This is a genomic window from Myxococcus qinghaiensis (assembly GCF_024198215.1).
Lineage (GTDB): Bacteria > Myxococcota > Myxococcia > Myxococcales > Myxococcaceae > Myxococcus > Myxococcus qinghaiensis.
In genome coordinates this window covers 134,314-150,270 of record NZ_JAKCFA010000023.1, presented here as the reverse complement: position 1 = coordinate 150,270, position 15,957 = coordinate 134,314, and the positions used below count along the sequence as shown (strand labels likewise).

The window sequence follows — 15,957 nt, the reverse complement described above, 5'->3', positions numbered from 1 at the left end:
ACGTCTGCAATGCCATTGCGGCTTCGGAGACAGCGTGGGGACCTACCGCATCGTGAAGAAGCTGGCCGCGGGCGGCATGGCCGAGGTCTATCTGGGCAAGGTGGTGGGCGCGGAAGGCTTTGAAAAGCCTGTCGCGGTGAAGCGCATCCTCCCTTCCTTCGTGCAGGACGCGGCCTTCGTGGACCTGTTCCTGCGCGAGGCGAAGCTCTCCGTCTCCCTTCAGCACGGTAATGTCTTGCAGGTGCTGGACCTGGGCTCCAGCGCCGGCCAGTACTACATGGTGATGGAGTTCGTGGACGGGGAGAACCTGAGCGCGCTGCTCAAGGCGGCGCGCAAGCGCCAGATGCCCCTGGGGATTCGCGAAATCTGCTTCATCGCCCAACAGGTGGCGGATGGCCTCGCGTATGCCCATGGCTGCACGGACTCCAGCGGCGCGCCGCTCAACATCATCCACCGCGACGTCAATCCCTCCAACGTCATGGTCTCCAGCAACGGAGGCGTGAAGCTGGCGGACTTCGGCATCGCCAAGGCCGCCGACGAGGGACACCAGGAGACGCAGGTCGGCGTCCTCAAGGGGAAGATCAACTACCTGTCCCCCGAGCAGGTCCACGGCCGCCCCGTGGACCAGCGCAGCGACATCTTCCTCCTGGGCCTGCTGCTCTACGAGATGCTCGCCGGACGGCGCCTCTTCGAGGGCACCACGCCTCAAATCATCCACGCCCTGGGCAGCTTCAACGAGCGCGCCCTGGAGCCGCTGCCCGGCGTCCCAGGGCCGCTGTGGACCCTGCTGGTGCGCGCGCTGGCCGCCAATCCCGCCGCCCGCTGCCCTCTGGCCCGCGAGTTCTCCGAGTCCATCCAGAACTTCCTCTTCGACCACCGCCTGCGCGTGGGCGCCTCCGACATCGCCAGCCTCTTCGGCCGCGCGCTTCCCGATTGGCGCTCCCCCCTGGTGGACCTGGCCAGCAGCCCCGGCGAGGAGATTCGCCTGGAGGGCGAGGACTTCCAGCGCACGCGCACGCCCCCGGGCCGCGACGCGCGACGACCTCCTGCTCCCAGCCTTCCGCCCCCGCCCATGCTGAAGCCGGTGACGCCGCCTCCCGGAGGCGCGGGGGCCACGGCGGTGGTGCGCACCCCTGGCCTGGGCCCTTCCATGACAGGCATTGAACCGGCGACGCGGCTGGCCACCATGATGGGTGCCCCCGGCCCCCGCGCGGCGCGGTCCCGGCCGCAGCTGGGCTCCATCCTCCTGACGCGCGGCCTGCTCACGCCGCACGTGCTGAACGAAGCGCTGGCCATCCAACGGCGCAAGGGCGGCAAGCTGGGCCAGCTGCTCGTGCACGAGAAGTGGCTGGAGCCCGAGCACCTGATGCGGGCGCTGTCCGAGCAGGCCGGCCTGCCGCACATCACCGACGAGAAGCTCCTGGCCCTGCCGGTGCCGAAGGAGCTGGTCCAACGGGTTCCTCGCGAGCTGTGCGAGCGGCTGTGCGCCGTCCCCATCGGCCTGCGCGGTCGCGAGCTGTTCTGCGCGGTGCTGGACCCTCGCGACGTGCAGGTCACCGACGCGCTCAAGTTCTCCACGCGCGCCGTCGCCGTCCAGGGGCTGTTCGCCACGGAGGAGGCCATCCGCAAGGCCATCCACCGCTTCTACAGTGAGGAGGAGCAGCCCCAGACGCCGCCTCGCAACCGGGAGCCCATCCCCCTGGACGACGAGCCCGACGCCGGCGGACGCGCGCGCGTGCTCCAGTTCGCCGAGCAGTTCACCGGCCGTCCCGTGCTCGACGAGCGCACCTTCGCGCCAGCGGAGCAGCCGGAGGCCAGGACGCCCGCGTCGCTGGAGCCCGCGAGTCGGGCGACCCCGGCCCGGAGCGACGTGCGCGCGCGCATGGTGCTGCTGGTGGCGGAGCCTTCCGAACCTCGCGAGGCCGTGGTGCGCCTGCTGCTGATGCAAGGGCTGGCGGCGGCGACCAGCCCCGCCGCGGATGCCGAGCGCGCGCTCTCGCTCGGGGGCTATGACCTGGTGCTCGTGCTCGAGGACTCGGTGAGGGAGCCCGCGGCCCTGGCGCAGAAGCTGCGCGCCGCGCACCCGCAGGTGGAGGTGCGCCTGCTGCCGTCCTACAGCGCGGCGCTGATGGGCGAGGGCGGCCCGCTGGCGCGGCTCGCGGAGACGCAGGCCCGGCTGCTGGATGGAATGCTGTCCATGCTCGGCGGCAGCGCGGCGCTGGCGCCCTTCCTGACGAAGCTGGCGCGACGAATCGCCGTGCGGCTGGGCGCGGGGCGCGTGGAGGAGATTCTGCTCGGCACGGCGACCTGTGCGCTGGCCCTGGCCGCGCGCCTGGAGGAGCCACGCCGCTTCACGCTGCCCTCGCGCGCTCGCGCGCTGGTGCTCGCGAGCAACGCCATGCCCGAGGTGACCGAGGTGCTCATGTCGGTCCTGCCCGAAGGCGAGGAGCGCACCCCACCCGTGGGACGCGCGGCGGGGGCCCTGCTGGGCGCGGCGCGCTTCGTCCAGGAGGTCCAGAGCGCGCAGCCCACTCCCGCCAAGGCGGCCCAGGCGCTCCAGACGCTGCGCCAGGATGCGCGGCTGCCCATCCCCGTGCTGGAGGCGCTCACCCTCGAGCTGGAGGCGAGCACCCACTCCGACCAGACCGTCCCCAAGGTGGTGGTGGCCGAGACGGACAGCGCCAACGCGATGACGCTGCAAATCCGACTCATGGCGGAGGGCTTCAGCACCGTGCGCGCGAAGTCCCGTGTCGATGTGGAGAAGGCGGTGAGCGCCGGCGCGCAGGCGGCCATCCTCGCCAACCCGCTGCCGGACGGAGATTTGAGCTCGCTGTTGCAAGCGCTCCGGAAGAACGCGGCCACCGAGGACCTGCCCGTCTACCTCATCGTCGACAAGGAAGACCCCGCCGTCTTCACCGCCAGCCTGGAGGCGGGGGCAGATGACGTCCTGGTCCGCTCCGCGAGCCCCGAGGTGCTCATCGCCAAGCTGCGCCGGGCCATCCAGCAGCGCCAGGGGGCTCGCCGCGCCGCGAAGACGGCCCCTTGAGAAGGACGTGGGCCGTTGTTCAGCGGCACACAGCCCCACCGAATACCCGTGCGGGCAAGTCAGCCCTCCTGGGCATCATCCAGGAGTTCCCCTTTCCAGGAGCTCCGGATGATGCTGAAGCCTGCCTCGGGATTCGTGCTGGCGTTGACCGTCGCGGTGGGAATGGTGGTCACCACCTTCCCACGGGATGAGCCCCTCGCGGCCGAGTCCGCCGCCCCCACCTCCAGTTCCTGCGAGGCGGACAAGCAGAAGCTCCTCATGTCGAGGGCGCGCAGCGGCCTTCCGGGGGACGCCACGCCGGCGCTCTTCTCGGAGGAGCCGGTGGGGTTGCAGGGCTACTGTTCCTATGACTGCTCGGGCTGCTCCACCACCGCGGAGTGCCGGGCTCGGGGCGCGGGCAGTTGCTACAACATCTGCCCTTGAGCGTCGGCGCGCGCGGCGTCATTCGGCGCAGGTGTCGGGCTCGTTGCAGGAGTAGGTCACCAGCACGCCCATGCTGAAGCCCTGGCTACCATTGGGGCCCACCGGGGCGCACGACTGGAGGGAGCGGGTGAGGTTGCAGCCACCCGCCGGACACGCGGTGGCGATGGCCTCGTCCGCGAGGCTGTTCGCCCAGTCGTAGGCCCGCGCGCAGTTGACGGACGTCGCCCGCCTCACGACGGTGAACGTCTCGGCGCCGCAGGTGCAGGCCAGCGCGGACTGTGACGTGCCCAGGACGTCCTCCGCCTCCACCGCGCCACCACAGGCGCTCAGCGAGAGGAAGAGGCCCGCCACCACCCAGCGATTCAGGTCGGTCATGGCGGAACGCTAGACGCAATTCTTGTTCAACAGCAACTTGTTCTCACTTCAAGGAAGCCCCGGTGCCCCGAGGGAGCACCGGGAAGGGGAGTCCCCGTCAGCCGCAGGTGGACGAGAAGTCCGTCACCGCGAAGCTGGTCCGGCGACCGGAGATCCACGCGGTCTCGTAACACTCACAGGACATGTACCCGACCCACTTCGTGAGCGTCGCGTCGGAGTAGTAGTCAATCCAGTAGGACTGATTGCCGCAGAAGGGCAGCGCATCCGCGCGCGTGTCGAGTGAAGACTGCTCTTCCTCCATCGCAGGCTCCACGCCACCACAGCCCACCATCAGCAGCCCTGCCGCCAACAAACCACCCAGGATGTTGCTGCTTCGCACGTGTGCATCCTCCACCGGGCGATTGGGGGCCCGGTGGCGCAAACCCTAGCACCAGTCCTCTTGCTCCGCGTCGCGGCCAACCCCCGGGCTCGTTGGTGAACCAGATGTCGAATTCATAGAGCACGGGCACCGGTTTGCCGTCAAGAATGGCAGGCTCGTAGCGCTACGTCGTCAGCGCGCGGATGACGCCGTCCTCCAAGCCCGACAGCCTCTGGTCCGGGGTCCGTTGAAATGCCCTGGCTCAAGGATTGCCAGTCGCGTAGGCCCACAGCTCGATGGGCGTCGCGTAATAAATCCACCCGAAGAAGCCTCCCACCGCGGAGTGCGCAGGCGGACGAAGGTAGGCCTTGTCTCGCATGCCGAGCAGTTTCAGCAACCCACCCACCGTGCACGTCCACAAGAGTTGCAACAGGGACGTGATGACATACGAGGCGGCGACGAAGGGCAGATAGAACGGGCCGAAGATGCGCGCTTGAAGCAGGTGCATCTTCTCGTGCTGCCCCGCGCCTCCCAGGTTCACCGTGCCCAACGTCTGGAGCACGTTGTGTCCGAACGAGCCTCCCGGGTTCGGCCGATAGACGACCCAGCCCTGATTCTCCGAGTCGGCACGCGAGGGCCTGCCGAAAAACACGTAGACGAGATTGCCGAAGACGAAGCCGAACAGCGTGTTGGGCAGACTCCACGTCAGGTCGACGAGAAGCTCCACCCAGCCCTGCGCGGAGGACAACGGATAGCTGCGCAGGAGTCCCGTCTGCAGGCCGTATCCCAGCCCCAGGGGAAGCCCCAACAGCAGCGCGACACCCACCGGAAAGGCACCACCCGTCACCGCGCTGACGAGGAGCAGGACTCCCGGCACCAGCACGAGCGACAGCAGCACCGTCAGGAAGGACTGCTTTTCCTTCGACATGGTCCCCACCTCTCGGCACGAAGGGAAGCCACCGTGGCTTCCTCTCTCGTGGAGTCCCGGTCCTCCCGCTGTGACACCCGAGCGAGTCACCATGGGCCAGGCGCCACGACAGGCCGTGCTAAGCGTCCTCCATGCCGAGGATTCTCATGGCCGCCCATCCGACCGCGGGCCACACCAATGCCCTGCGCGCGATGGGCGTGAGGCTGCGCGAGCTGGGCCACGACGTCGCGATGGCCCTGGCCGCGCCGCCCCTTCCCTTCTCCCACCTCTGGCCCGAACCCCTGCGCGTCGCCACGACCCTGCCCCATGCGGTCCAACGCGACGGCCTGCGGCTCATCCGGCTCCAGCCCTCACCCGCCATGCTCTGGTACGGCGCCCGCATCCCCCACGCCCGAGGCGTCGACGAGCTGGCCCTGGCGCTCCGGCTGTTCACCGCCGGGATGAAGTCGCAGGCCCGCCACCTCGCCCGCGAAATCGAGGCGTCTGGCATCGACGTGGTCCTCGGCGACTACCTCATGCCCGCCGCCCTGCTCGCGGCCCGACTGACGAAGCGGCCCTATGCGGCGTTCTATCACTCGGCCCTCCCCTTTCCGGTGGAGGGCGCATCTCCCTTCGGCAGCGGCCTGCCAGACGATGCGCCCCGCGATGAGACCTGGGCGCGCGCGGAGGAGGCTACGCAGGCACTCGGTCGCTGGTTCGATGAGCGCGTCGCCCGGGACGCGGGGGCGCTCGGTGTGCGCCTGCGCGCCGGTGGGCTGCTCTCCGCGCCCATCTCCGATGACCTCAACCTGCTGGCGACGATTCCCGAGCTGGAGCCCGGGCTGAAGCCGCTGACAGGGCCCGTGGAGATGACCGGCCCCTGCCTTCCCCGTGCTCGCGACGCGGACCAGGAAGACGCCGCCTTGCGCTCCATCCAGTCAGGGCGCCGCCACGTGTACGTGTCGCTGGGCACGGTGTTCAACGGCCAGCCCCGCGTGTTCGACGCCATCCTCGACGGACTGGCACGACATGATGTGCACACCGTCGTCAGCGCTGGCGCCAGCTTCGGACGGCTGGAGCGGCGCGCGGGCCCTCGAACGCTCGTGTTCCGACAGGTGCCCCAGGTGCCTTTGCTCCGGCGCGTGGACTTCGTCGTGACACATGGCGGGAACAACACCGTGCAGGAAGCGCTCGCCGCGGGTCGCCCCATGGTGGTGATTCCCTTTGGCGGGGACCAGCTCGCGAATGCTCGCCGCGTGGAGCGACTCGGCGTGGGCGTCGCGGTGCTTCCGTCGGCGCTCGACGCCACCTCCGTCGCCGGTGCCCTCTCCCGACTCCTGGAGCCCGCTGTCACGGCCCGAGCCCGCGCGCTCGCCGCCTCGCTGGAGGGCGTGGACGGAACGGAGCGCGCGGTGCAAGCGGTGCTGCGCTTGGTGAAGTGAGCGCTCGGCCTCAGTCGACGTGGATGAACACGTCGCTGAAGCTCTGGCTGGCGGACGAGACGTCCTTGCACTCCGTCCCGCCAATCAAGCGCGAGCCCATGTCGAAGAGCACCTGCACGGCCAGCGAGCCGGGATAGGGGATGACGGCCTCCGGCGCGGAGTTCGCCGGCGCGGTCAGCTCCACCACCTTCACCGGCGCGCTGCTCGCGTCTCCCGACCACTTCCAGAGCGCGAAGGGGCCGCTGCTCTCGTCGTGCGGACCACTGAGGAGCAGCAGCGCCTGGTGGGCCTCCGACCACGCCATGCCGCGCAGGCCCTGGCCTCCCAGGCTCAGGAGGATGGCTCGGCCAAACCGCGCCGTGGCGCCCGTGAGGACAGCGCCCGGATTCGTCAGCGTCACCACCAGCGCACTGGAGCCCACGCGCGGGTTGCGGAAGCCGATGGCCAGCTCGCCAGAGGGCAGCGCCGCGAGCCCCTCCACGTTGGTGCCATTCACCTTCGGCGCCAGTGAGGCCACCGTGGGCTCCGACAACCGGGAGCGCTCGCTGAGCAACGTGAGGACCACCGTGTCCGGCACGTCCCAGTTGGCGGCGTTCAGCAGGTCCCGCAGCAGCGTCGAGGACGTCCCCGCCACCTGGAGGGTGACGGCGGGCGCCGTGCCTGCGACGTCGATGGCGAAGAACTTGTAGCGCGAGGACTCCAGCTCTCCGTCCTTGTTGCGTGCGTGAGAGCCCGTCACGTAGAGGCGATTGCCCACGCGGGCCACGTCCTCCAGGTCCGCCTCGTCCGACGAGGAGATGCCGATGGCGGAGCTCACGTCCTGGCTCTTCACCGCGCTGGCGCTCTGGCTCCGGGCATAGATGCGCACCGTCTGCGATTCGTCATTCACGTTCAGGAAGTGCGTCCCGTCCACCCAGGCTCCGCCGGAGCCGTCACAGGTGCCCTTGAACGTCCCCGAGGCGGGCACCTCCCCTCCAGGATTCCCCTGCGCGTCCCACGTCACGGTGAGCTTGGGACGCGAGGCCTTCGTCGAGTACTCGCTCGAGCGCAGCTCCAGGCGATTGTCATTGTCCTTGTTGGCCAGGATGAGGCCCTGGTTGCTCGCGGGCGTGCTCACCCACCGCTGCACCGCCGCCACTCCGCTGGCGTTCAGCGCCACGGTGTAGGTGCCCGTCGCGGGGGCTCGCAGCGTGCCCAGCACGGTGGTGTCCCGGTCTCCAGTCCCATCCGCGCCATTCGAAGCCCAGTCCTGACTGTTGTCCGCCTGCTCCCAGGTGACCTGGCTCTCCGTCCAGCCGCGCGTCAGGGCATACAGTTGATAGTCCTGGTCCGCCTTGTCGGAGACCGTGACGGTGAGCGAGACGGAGCGGACCACGGCGTTGGCGGGAATGGAGGACACGTCCCACGCGAGCAGGACGTAGTTCTCATTGCCGCTGCCAGACGGCGTGTCGCCGCTCGCGGAGAGATTGGAGGCGCTCCCGTGGTTGGCGTTGGAGTCCTCTTCTTCAATCATCGCGTCCCGGGTGCCCGCGTAGCCCGTCGTCGGGGCGACGCCGTCCTGGAACGCCGTGGTCTGGGTTCCGGCCAGGGACTGCGAGAACGGCAGCGAGTCCTCCACCTCCGTGTCCCGCAGCGTGGGTTCCACCTCTCCACAGCCCCCCAGGAGCCAGGAGCAGGCGACGAACACACCGGTGAGCGGCCGCTTCCATCCACGCATGTCATTTCCCTCGCGCTTCGTGCGAAAGCCGCACCGTCCCCCAGCCTGCGACTGGCCGTCGTGACGATTCTGTCAGGAGTGGTCCACCACCTCCGCCTGCGATTCGCGGTTCCGAATGGCCTCCTTCAAACTGGGGTGCCTTCAGGAGCAAATTGAACAGGGTCCGGACTCACGGCTCGCCGCCGGGTCCTGAGAGGCGTCGGGCAGGCAACGGGTCGCGTGCTCACCTGCTCGCAGAACAGAGAGGAGCTGGTGCGCCATGTGCTTCAACCTGGCATCCGGGACGCCACATCCTGGCTCGGCGGCCGTCCGAACTTTCTCGTGTACTCCCGACTGAACTGGCTGGGACTCTCGTAGCCCACCTCGAACGCGACCGTGGTCACCGAGGCCGTGCCCGCCACGAGCATCCGCCGCGCCTCGAGCAGGCGCAGTCCTTTCTGGTACTGCAGCGGCGAAGACGCGGTGACGGCCTTGAAGTGCTTGTGGAAGGACGAAACGCTCATCCCCACCGCGCGCGCCAGCTCCTCCACCACCATCGGCGAGCGGAAGTCTCTTCGAAGAAGCGCGATGGCGCTGGCAATCGAACTCGCGTGACTGTCCTGCCGAATCAGGCCCCGCAACATGTGACCGAGCGGCGCCATCATCAGGCGGTAGTGGATCTCCTTGAGCAACATCGGGCCGAGCACCCGTGCGTCCGTCTCCGACTCCGCGAGCGCGAGATAACGGGCGATGGCGTCGAGCATGCGCGAGTCGGCCTGATGCACCTCGAGCGCCCGCGCTTCCGGCCCAGCCGTCACCAACTCGCCGAGGTCTTCGTAGAGGCTCCGAAGCACCTCGACTTCGATGTCGAGCAGCAACACCAGATAGGGTGCGTCACGGACCCGGGAGACAATCGGCAGGTCATGGCTCACCAGCGCGCACTCGCCTGCGCGCAGCCGAAAGTGATGCTCGCCGAAGGTCATCTCCTTGCACCCTTGGAGAATCAGACAAAGCATCGGGGTGTAGATGGCGGCCTCGAAGGACGTGCGCTGGTGCTGCCGCAGCAGGTACAAGCCATGCCGTGGAGTGACGAGCTGCGACGTTCGGTCTGTCGAGGGCGGAACGAGCCGTAGGGCATGCTCCGTCAGCCGCCGCAGGAACTCTTGAGCCTCCTCGTCGTTCGCTCGATTGGACAGGTCGGCAGGCATTCGAATCCATCCTGCCCACCTGGAGAGAATCAGGCAAGAGCGTGCGAGTATCGGGCAGGCCTCGATTCGCTCCGCTGCGTAGGGTGGTCACAACTCAAACCAAGGCGGGTTTCGATGACGAGCGAGCTTCGAGTGATTCATGGGGCGCAGGACCTGCGCCTCGCGGGAGGGACGTCCGACGGCGACAGCCTCTGGCTGGACAAGGCGGATTTCGAGCGGGCCACCGGCTGGCAGTGGAAGCCCGTGGGCCTGTGCCGGGACGACACCTGTATGCCCATTCCACGCGGCGGCCGGAAGCTGGTCGACGGCGACCGCATCGATGCGGCGGGCGTGTGGCGGCAGGCGGGCTGGCCCGTCGTCCACAACCGTGAGGGGACGCTCTGGGTGCTCGGAGAGGGCGCAGCGCGCCGTGCCGCCGCGCTGACCTCCCTGGAGGCGCCCGACTTCACGTTGCCCGACCTCGACGGGCGACTGCATCGGCTGTCCGACTACCGGGGCCGCAAGGTCTTCCTCGTGACCTGGGCCTCGTGGTGCGGCTGCCGAGGAGACCTGCCTGTCTGGCATTCGCTCCATGAAACCGCCAAGGCGCACGGCTTCACGGTGCTGGCCATCGCGCTGGACCAGCCCGACGCGGCCCGGCCTTGGATTGAGGCGGCCTCACCCGACTATCCGTGCCTCATCGACCGCGACCACCTCACCGCCGAGCTCTACAACCTCGTCAACGTGCCGCAGGCCGTCTGGATTGACGAAGCCGGACACCTGGTGCGGCCGCCCGAGTCCGCGGGCATGACGGATGGCTTCCGGGCGATGGAGCGGACGAGCCTCTCGATGCCTGAGGCGGCGCGAGAGGCGCGCGACCGAGCGAAGGCGGCGTACCTCGACGCCGTGCGCGACTGGTCCGTCCGTGGCAGCGCGAGCCCGTACGCCCTCGATGCGCAGGCCGTCATGGCGCGGCTGACCGTTCCCGACGCGGCGATCTCCGAAGCCCACGCGCACTTTCGCCTGGGGCAGGCACTGCTGCGCGACGGGCAGGTCGACGAGGCCTCGGCCGAGTTCGCCGAGGCGACCCGGCTTCACCCGGCGTCCTGGGCGCTCTGGCGACAGACGGCCGAGAAGAACGCGAGCGGCCTGGCCGTGGGCGAGGATTTCTGGCGACGCGTCGACGCGCTCGGCGACCGGCACTACTACGCGCCGGTCGACCTGACGGAGCGCCAGCGAGGCTAGGCCCTCCGAACGAAATCCGTTCAGGGGGTAGCAACGTCGAGGCCCGAGTTCTCGGCCTCGGCAGTGGCCACCCCTGATGGAATTTGCTCCGACTGGCTTGGACGCGCGCCTCCTCACGAGCCCCCCGCCCAGCACATGCGGGACATTCCCCTCCAGCGAACGGCGCTCCCGACTGGAATCGCCCGAGGAGCACCGCACGCCTGGTGCCCCCGCCCGCGAATGCCGACAACAGGGCGGGAGGCACGAGGAGTCCACCCGAGTCCTCCTCGCCGGACTCAGGCGGACTTCTTCTTCAACATCCCATGCGGGTCGATGACGAACTTGCGCGCCACACCCGTGTCGAACTCGTGGTAGCCGCGCGGCGCGTCGTCGAGCGAGATGACGGTGGCGTTGACGACCTTCGCAATGGGCAGCCTGCCGTGGAGGATGGCCTGCATGAGCTGGCGGTTGTAGCGCAGCACCGGCGTCTGCCCCGTGTAGAGGCGGTGGGACTTGGCCCAGCCCAGGCCGAAGCGCATGCGCAGGTTGCCCTGCTTCGCGGCCTCGTCCTTGGCGCCCGGGTCCTCGGTCACGTAGAGGCCGGGGATTCCGATGCCACCCGCCGCGCGGGTAATCGCCATCAACGAGTTGAGCACCGTGGCCGGCGCCTCCGTGGAGGACTGGGCGCCATGGCCACGCGCCTCGAAGCCCACCGCGTCCACGGCGGCATCCACCTCCGGCACACCGACGACGGCTTCAATCAGCTCCTCCAGCTTGTCGCTCTTGGTGAGGTCGATGGGCTCGAAGCCCGAGGCCTTCGCGTGCTTCAGGCGCTCCGGGTTCATGTCGCCCACCATCACCACCGCCGCGCCCAGCACGTGCGCGGAGGCCGCCGCCGCGAGGCCCACTGGCCCCGCGCCCGCGACGTACACCGTGGAGCCCACGCCGACGCCCGCCGTCACGGCGCCGTGGAAGCCCGTGGGGAGGATGTCCGACAGCATCGTCAGGTCGAGAATCTTCTCCAGCGCCTGCGCCTTGTCCGGGAAGCGGATGAGGTTGAAGTCCGCGTAGGGGACCATGACGTACTCGGCCTGGCCGCCCACCCAGCCACCCATGTCCACGTAGCCGTAGGCGCCGCCCGCGCGGCCCTTGTTCACGTTGAGGCACACGCCCGTCTGCTGCTCACGACACGTGCGACAGCGGCCGCAGGCGACGTTGAAGGGCACGGTAACCAGGTCGCCGACGTTCAGGTACTCGACGTCCTTGCCCTTCTCGATGATTTCGCCGGTGATTTCGTGGCCGAGCACCAGGCCCTTCGGCGCCGTGGTGCGTCCGCGCACCATGTGCTGGTCCGAGCCACAGATGTTGGTGGAGACCACCTTGAGGATGACCCCGTGCTCGATGGACTTCCCCTCCGGATTCACCATCTTCGGATAGTCGATGGAGCGCACCTCCACCTTGCCGGGACCGAGATAGACAACGCCGCGATTGCTGGCCATGAGCGGACTCCTCCATTGCGGCCCGGCCGCGCGCCGCGCCGCGTGCAAAGTCCGGATAAGGCTGGGGACCCTCCGTCCCACCGGCACGCAGCGGCGTGGGGGCCCTGAAGGGTGTGCCTTCCCGGCTGCCCTCCTTCGCTTCAGTGCAGGCTGGATTCTTCATCCCAATCGCAACTTGGAATTTCAGACAAATCTCGATTTACATTGAAGGGTACGGAGCGCTTCAAGAGACTGCGGCCCCCCTCGCTGACGGAGCCCTCCGTATGTCCCTGCCGTCCTTGTCGTCGCTTCTGGCCGCCGTGTTCGTCTCGTCGGTGCTCGCCGCTCCTCATGCGCTCGCTGCCGGCGAGTCCGTCCAGGTCCATCTCACGACGACGTCCGGCAGCGCCCTGGCCAAGAAGCTGAGCGTGGAGGCGAGCAAGACGTTCGGCCCGGAGAGCAACACGGCCCTGGTCATCGACGTGAATGACGGCGTGACGTACCAGACGCTCGACGGGTTCGGCGGAGCGCTCACGGACTCCTCCGCGTGGCTCATCCATGGTTCGCCGCACCGCGCGGCCATCATGAGTGACTTGTTCAGCGTGAGCGCGGGCGCGGGCTACAACCTCATCCGTCTGCCCATGGGCTCGTCGGACTTCGCGCGCAATCACTACACGTACGACGACACCTGCTGCGACTTGAATGACTTCTCGGTGGGGCACGACGCGGCCTACATCCTCCCGCTGCTCCAGCAGGCCCGCGCCCTCAACCCCGAGGTGAAGGTGCTCGCCGTGCCGTGGAGCGCCCCGGCGTGGATGAAGTTCAACAACTCGCTGCTGGGCGGCGGCTATCTGCGCAATGACCTCTATGGCACCTATGCGCAGTACTTCGTGAAGTTCGCTCAGGCCTACGCCGCGCAAGGCGTGCCGCTGCATGCGTTCAGCCTCCAGAACGAGCCGCACAATGCGAACGGCAGCTACGCCACCATGCAGATGGAGTCGAATGACCAGGCGGTGTTCGCCTCGCAGCACCTGCGCCCGGCCCTCAACGCGGCGGGCTTCAATGGGGTGAAGCTGCTGGCGTGGGACCACAACTGGCACGACGGCGCGGGCCCTGCGGGCTTCCCGCATGAAGTCATGGCCTACAACAACGGGCAGGCGCAGTCGTCCGTCGCCGGGGTGGCCTACCACTGCTACGAGAGCCCCGAGGGCAGCTACACGGTGCAGTCCGCCTTCCGCGACGCCTACCCGTCCAAGGAGGTCCACTTCACCGAGTGCACCGGCGGCGCATGGGCGACGAACGCCGCGGCCAACCTGGAGTGGGCGCTCCAGAACAACCTCTTCGGGCCGCTGCGCCACTGGGCGCGCAGCTCCGTGTACTGGAACCTGGCGCTGGACCCCAACCACGGCCCGCGCGTGGGCGGCTGCGCGGACTGCCGAGGCATGTTCACGGTGAACAACGCCAACGGCACGTACACCCGCAACGAGGAGTACTACGCGTGGGCGCACCTTTCGAAAGTCGTGCGCGCGGGGGCGGTGCGCATCGGCGCGACGTCCCTGGGAAACAACAGCATCGAGACGCTGGCCTTCCGCAATCCAGATGGCTCGCATGCGCTCATCGCCCTGAACTCCAACGACGGGAGCACGCTCACCTTCAAGGTCCGCTGGGCGGGACAGGCCTTCGACTACACGCTGCCGCCGCGCTCGGTGGTGTCGTTCTCGTGGGGCGGCGGCTCGAGTGGCCCGTGGTACCGGCTGGTCAACAAGGCCACCGGCAAGTGTCTGGACATCGTCGGCCCGTCGGCGGCGGACGGCACCGGGCTGCACCAGTGGGCGTGCCACGGTGGGACGAGCCAGCAGTGGGCACTCCAGACCACCGACGGTGGCTTCTCCCGGCTGGTGTCGCGCTACAGCGGCAAGGCCGTGGACATCGCGGATGCGAGCACCACGGACGGCGCACGCGTGCAGCAATGGAGCGTGGCACCGGGCTGGAATCAGCAGTTCAGGGCCGTGGCCACCAGCGGCGGCTTCCACCGCTTCGAGGCGCGCCACAGCGGCAAGGTGCTCGACGTGAGCAACTGCTGGACGGCCGGCGACGGCGCGGCGCTCCAGCAATGGGTCTGGGCGTCCAACGACTGCCAGCAGTTCAGGATGGAGGCGCAGTAGGGCGCGCGTCGCTGTTCGTCAGAACGGCGAGGGCGAAGAGAAGTCCAGCCGTTCTCCAGTCGTGGGATGGGTGAAGGCGAGTCCCTCCGCGTGAAGCATCAACCGCGTGTCTTCGACTCCGAAGCGCGCGTCACCGACGAGCGGCAGGCCCAGACCCAACGGATGCGCTGCGTGGATGCGAAGCTGCATCGCGTGGCGCGTCCGGGGCCACAGCAACAGGCGGGTGCGCGCGTCGCTCCGCTCCACGACGCGCCACTCCGTCAGGGCCTGCTTGTGGTGATTCGGGTCCGCGAGCGTTTCGAGGGATCCTGAGGTGGTGCCTCGCAGGGGCACGTCGATGCGCCCCTGCTCGCCAGAGAGGAGCCCTTCGCCCCAGGCGACGTGCCGGTGCTCGGCCTCGCCTCGCGCGAGCTGTCGCTGGAGCGCGGATTGCGTGGCGGCGTCCCTGGCAATCACCTGGAGGCCCGACACTTCTGTCTCGAGCTCGTGGACGAAGCGCGCGGCGGTCAGGTCCGGGAAGCGAGACTGGAGCCTGACGAGCACCGAGTCCCTCGTGGGGGAGTGACGTCCCGACACCGACGGCAGGCCGTGGGGCTTGTCGACGACGAGCAACGTCGCGTCCTCGTGCAGCATGCGGAGGGTGTCCGCGTCGGTTGAAGTCGCTGGCGCCGCGGGAGCGGGGTCCACCTCCAGTCCCTCCAGCATGAACGGCAGCACCGTTCCGCACTTGTTGTCACAGGCCGGGTAGTACGCACCTGACTGGCGACCTCCTCCGAGCGGCTCCGCGCCCCACCAGAACTCCGCGAGCGCCAGCGGCTTCCACCCGTGACGGTAGGCGCACGCGAGCAGCTTGGGCGCCGCGCAGTCTCCGGCGCCTCCCGGAGGAGGACGCGGCGCGAACAGCGCGGACATGGACCGGTGCTCTCCTCGCGCGTTGGGGACCTCGAAGCCCACGGACAACTGTCGCCACAGGGAGCGGGAACGCTCGGCCCGCTCGTGAGCGACTTCACGCCTGCGCGCTTCGAGCGCTCTCAGCTCCGCTTCCCGACCCTTGGGGTGTTGGGCGAGGTGCGCGGACTGTTCCTTCAGCGCCTCGTATCGCCGCCCCAGCTCCGCCAGCTCGGCCTCTCCCGCGGGCCAGAACGCGGCGCGCGCCACGGGGTCGAACAACGGTGGGACGAAGCCCTCCACCTCCCAGGCGCCCCCCAGCATCCCGGAGAACGCGCACAGGTACCCCAGCCGTCCCTCCGGTGTCGCGACGACCAGCACCCCGAACATCTTGCCGCCACCCGGACGCCACAGCTCCTCCCACCGCGCATGCTCACGCCGCAGGCGCTGTTGCAGTGACTCCGCCGCCAGACGGGCCAGTCGCACCGGGGGGCCTGAATCGAACGGGCTCGGGAGACGCGCCGGCACATCGCCGGGGAGCGGCGGTGCGTCGAAGGACAGCGGAGTCTGGGAGTAACGCGCCTCGCTCACGGTGATACCTGGCCGGCATCTATCAGGTCCGAGCACCCGCGTGCGGCACGTCACGGCTCGTGCGGGTGTCTCGCAAGCCAGGTCTCCCCGGAGCCGAGTCGGCCCATGGCGATGGAACGGCCGACTCCCGCCGTTTCCGCAAGCCGAAAAACATGTGTCGCGACAGGGGACACGCCG

At 68.9% G+C, this 15,957-nt stretch carries 12 protein-coding genes; 5 read left to right on the top strand and 7 right to left on the bottom strand.

The window, feature by feature from the left end:
* Positions 1-34 precede the first annotated feature (34 nt).
* Together LZ199_RS34975 and LZ199_RS34970 are read left to right on the top strand one after the other, a co-directional pair.
* The gene (locus tag LZ199_RS34975) at positions 35-3,046 is read left to right on the top strand and encodes a protein kinase domain-containing protein (protein WP_253998109.1); all 3,012 of its coding nucleotides are present in this window, start codon (positions 35-37) and stop codon (positions 3,044-3,046) included.
* A gap of 108 nt (positions 3,047-3,154) precedes the next feature.
* Complete coding sequence (locus tag LZ199_RS34970; protein WP_253998108.1) at positions 3,155-3,469, top strand: hypothetical protein; 315 nt, start codon at positions 3,155-3,157, stop codon at positions 3,467-3,469.
* Positions 3,470-3,487: 18 nt separating this feature from the next.
* On the opposite strand, the gene LZ199_RS34965 is transcribed toward LZ199_RS34970, so the two are convergent.
* The 3 genes from LZ199_RS34965 to LZ199_RS34955 form a co-directional block, all read right to left on the bottom strand.
* Positions 3,488-3,844, bottom strand: coding sequence for a hypothetical protein (locus LZ199_RS34965; protein WP_253998107.1), 357 nt, complete (start codon positions 3,842-3,844; stop codon positions 3,488-3,490).
* A 97-nt stretch (positions 3,845-3,941) separates the two neighbouring features.
* Positions 3,942-4,223, bottom strand: coding sequence for a hypothetical protein (locus LZ199_RS34960; RefSeq protein ID WP_253998106.1), 282 nt, complete (start codon positions 4,221-4,223; stop codon positions 3,942-3,944).
* A gap of 241 nt (positions 4,224-4,464) precedes the next feature.
* Positions 4,465-5,130 (bottom strand): hypothetical protein, encoded by a 666-nt coding sequence (locus LZ199_RS34955; protein WP_253998105.1) that lies wholly within the window; start codon positions 5,128-5,130, stop codon positions 4,465-4,467.
* Between the two features lie 146 nt (positions 5,131-5,276).
* Here LZ199_RS34955 and LZ199_RS34950 point away from each other — a divergent pair, with 146 nt between their 5' ends.
* Positions 5,277-6,551 (top strand): glycosyltransferase, encoded by a 1,275-nt coding sequence (locus tag LZ199_RS34950; protein ID WP_253998104.1) that lies wholly within the window; start codon positions 5,277-5,279, stop codon positions 6,549-6,551.
* 10 nt (positions 6,552-6,561) lie between these two features.
* On the opposite strand, the gene LZ199_RS34945 is transcribed toward LZ199_RS34950, so the two are convergent.
* On the bottom strand, positions 6,562-8,268 hold the full coding sequence (locus LZ199_RS34945; protein ID WP_253998103.1) for a DUF3616 domain-containing protein: 1,707 nt from the start codon (positions 8,266-8,268) through the stop codon (positions 6,562-6,564).
* Between the two features lie 266 nt (positions 8,269-8,534).
* Entirely contained in the window at positions 8,535-9,455 is a 921-nt protein-coding gene (locus LZ199_RS34940) for an AraC family transcriptional regulator (RefSeq protein WP_253998102.1), read from the bottom strand.
* 114 nt (positions 9,456-9,569) lie between these two features.
* On the opposite strand from LZ199_RS34940, the gene LZ199_RS34935 reads away from it, so the two are divergent.
* Positions 9,570-10,679, top strand: coding sequence for a ResA-like WAxxUGC motif-containing protein (locus LZ199_RS34935; RefSeq protein WP_267145172.1), 1,110 nt, complete (start codon positions 9,570-9,572; stop codon positions 10,677-10,679).
* A 275-nt stretch (positions 10,680-10,954) separates the two neighbouring features.
* On the opposite strand, the gene fdhA is transcribed toward LZ199_RS34935, so the two are convergent.
* Positions 10,955-12,157 carry a formaldehyde dehydrogenase, glutathione-independent gene (gene fdhA / locus LZ199_RS34930; protein ID WP_253998101.1) on the bottom strand — a complete coding sequence of 401 codons (1,203 nt, stop codon included), beginning with the start codon at positions 12,155-12,157 and terminating at the stop codon, positions 10,955-10,957.
* A 263-nt stretch (positions 12,158-12,420) separates the two neighbouring features.
* Between fdhA and LZ199_RS34925 the strand changes: the two genes are divergently transcribed.
* Positions 12,421-14,301 carry an RICIN domain-containing protein gene (locus LZ199_RS34925; protein WP_253998100.1) on the top strand — a complete coding sequence of 627 codons (1,881 nt, stop codon included), beginning with the start codon at positions 12,421-12,423 and terminating at the stop codon, positions 14,299-14,301.
* 18 nt (positions 14,302-14,319) lie between these two features.
* Here the strand turns inward: LZ199_RS34925 and LZ199_RS34920 are convergent, their stop codons facing one another.
* The gene (locus tag LZ199_RS34920; protein WP_253998099.1) at positions 14,320-15,780 is read right to left on the bottom strand and encodes an RluA family pseudouridine synthase; all 1,461 of its coding nucleotides are present in this window, start codon (positions 15,778-15,780) and stop codon (positions 14,320-14,322) included.
* Positions 15,781-15,957: the final 177 nt, after the last annotated feature.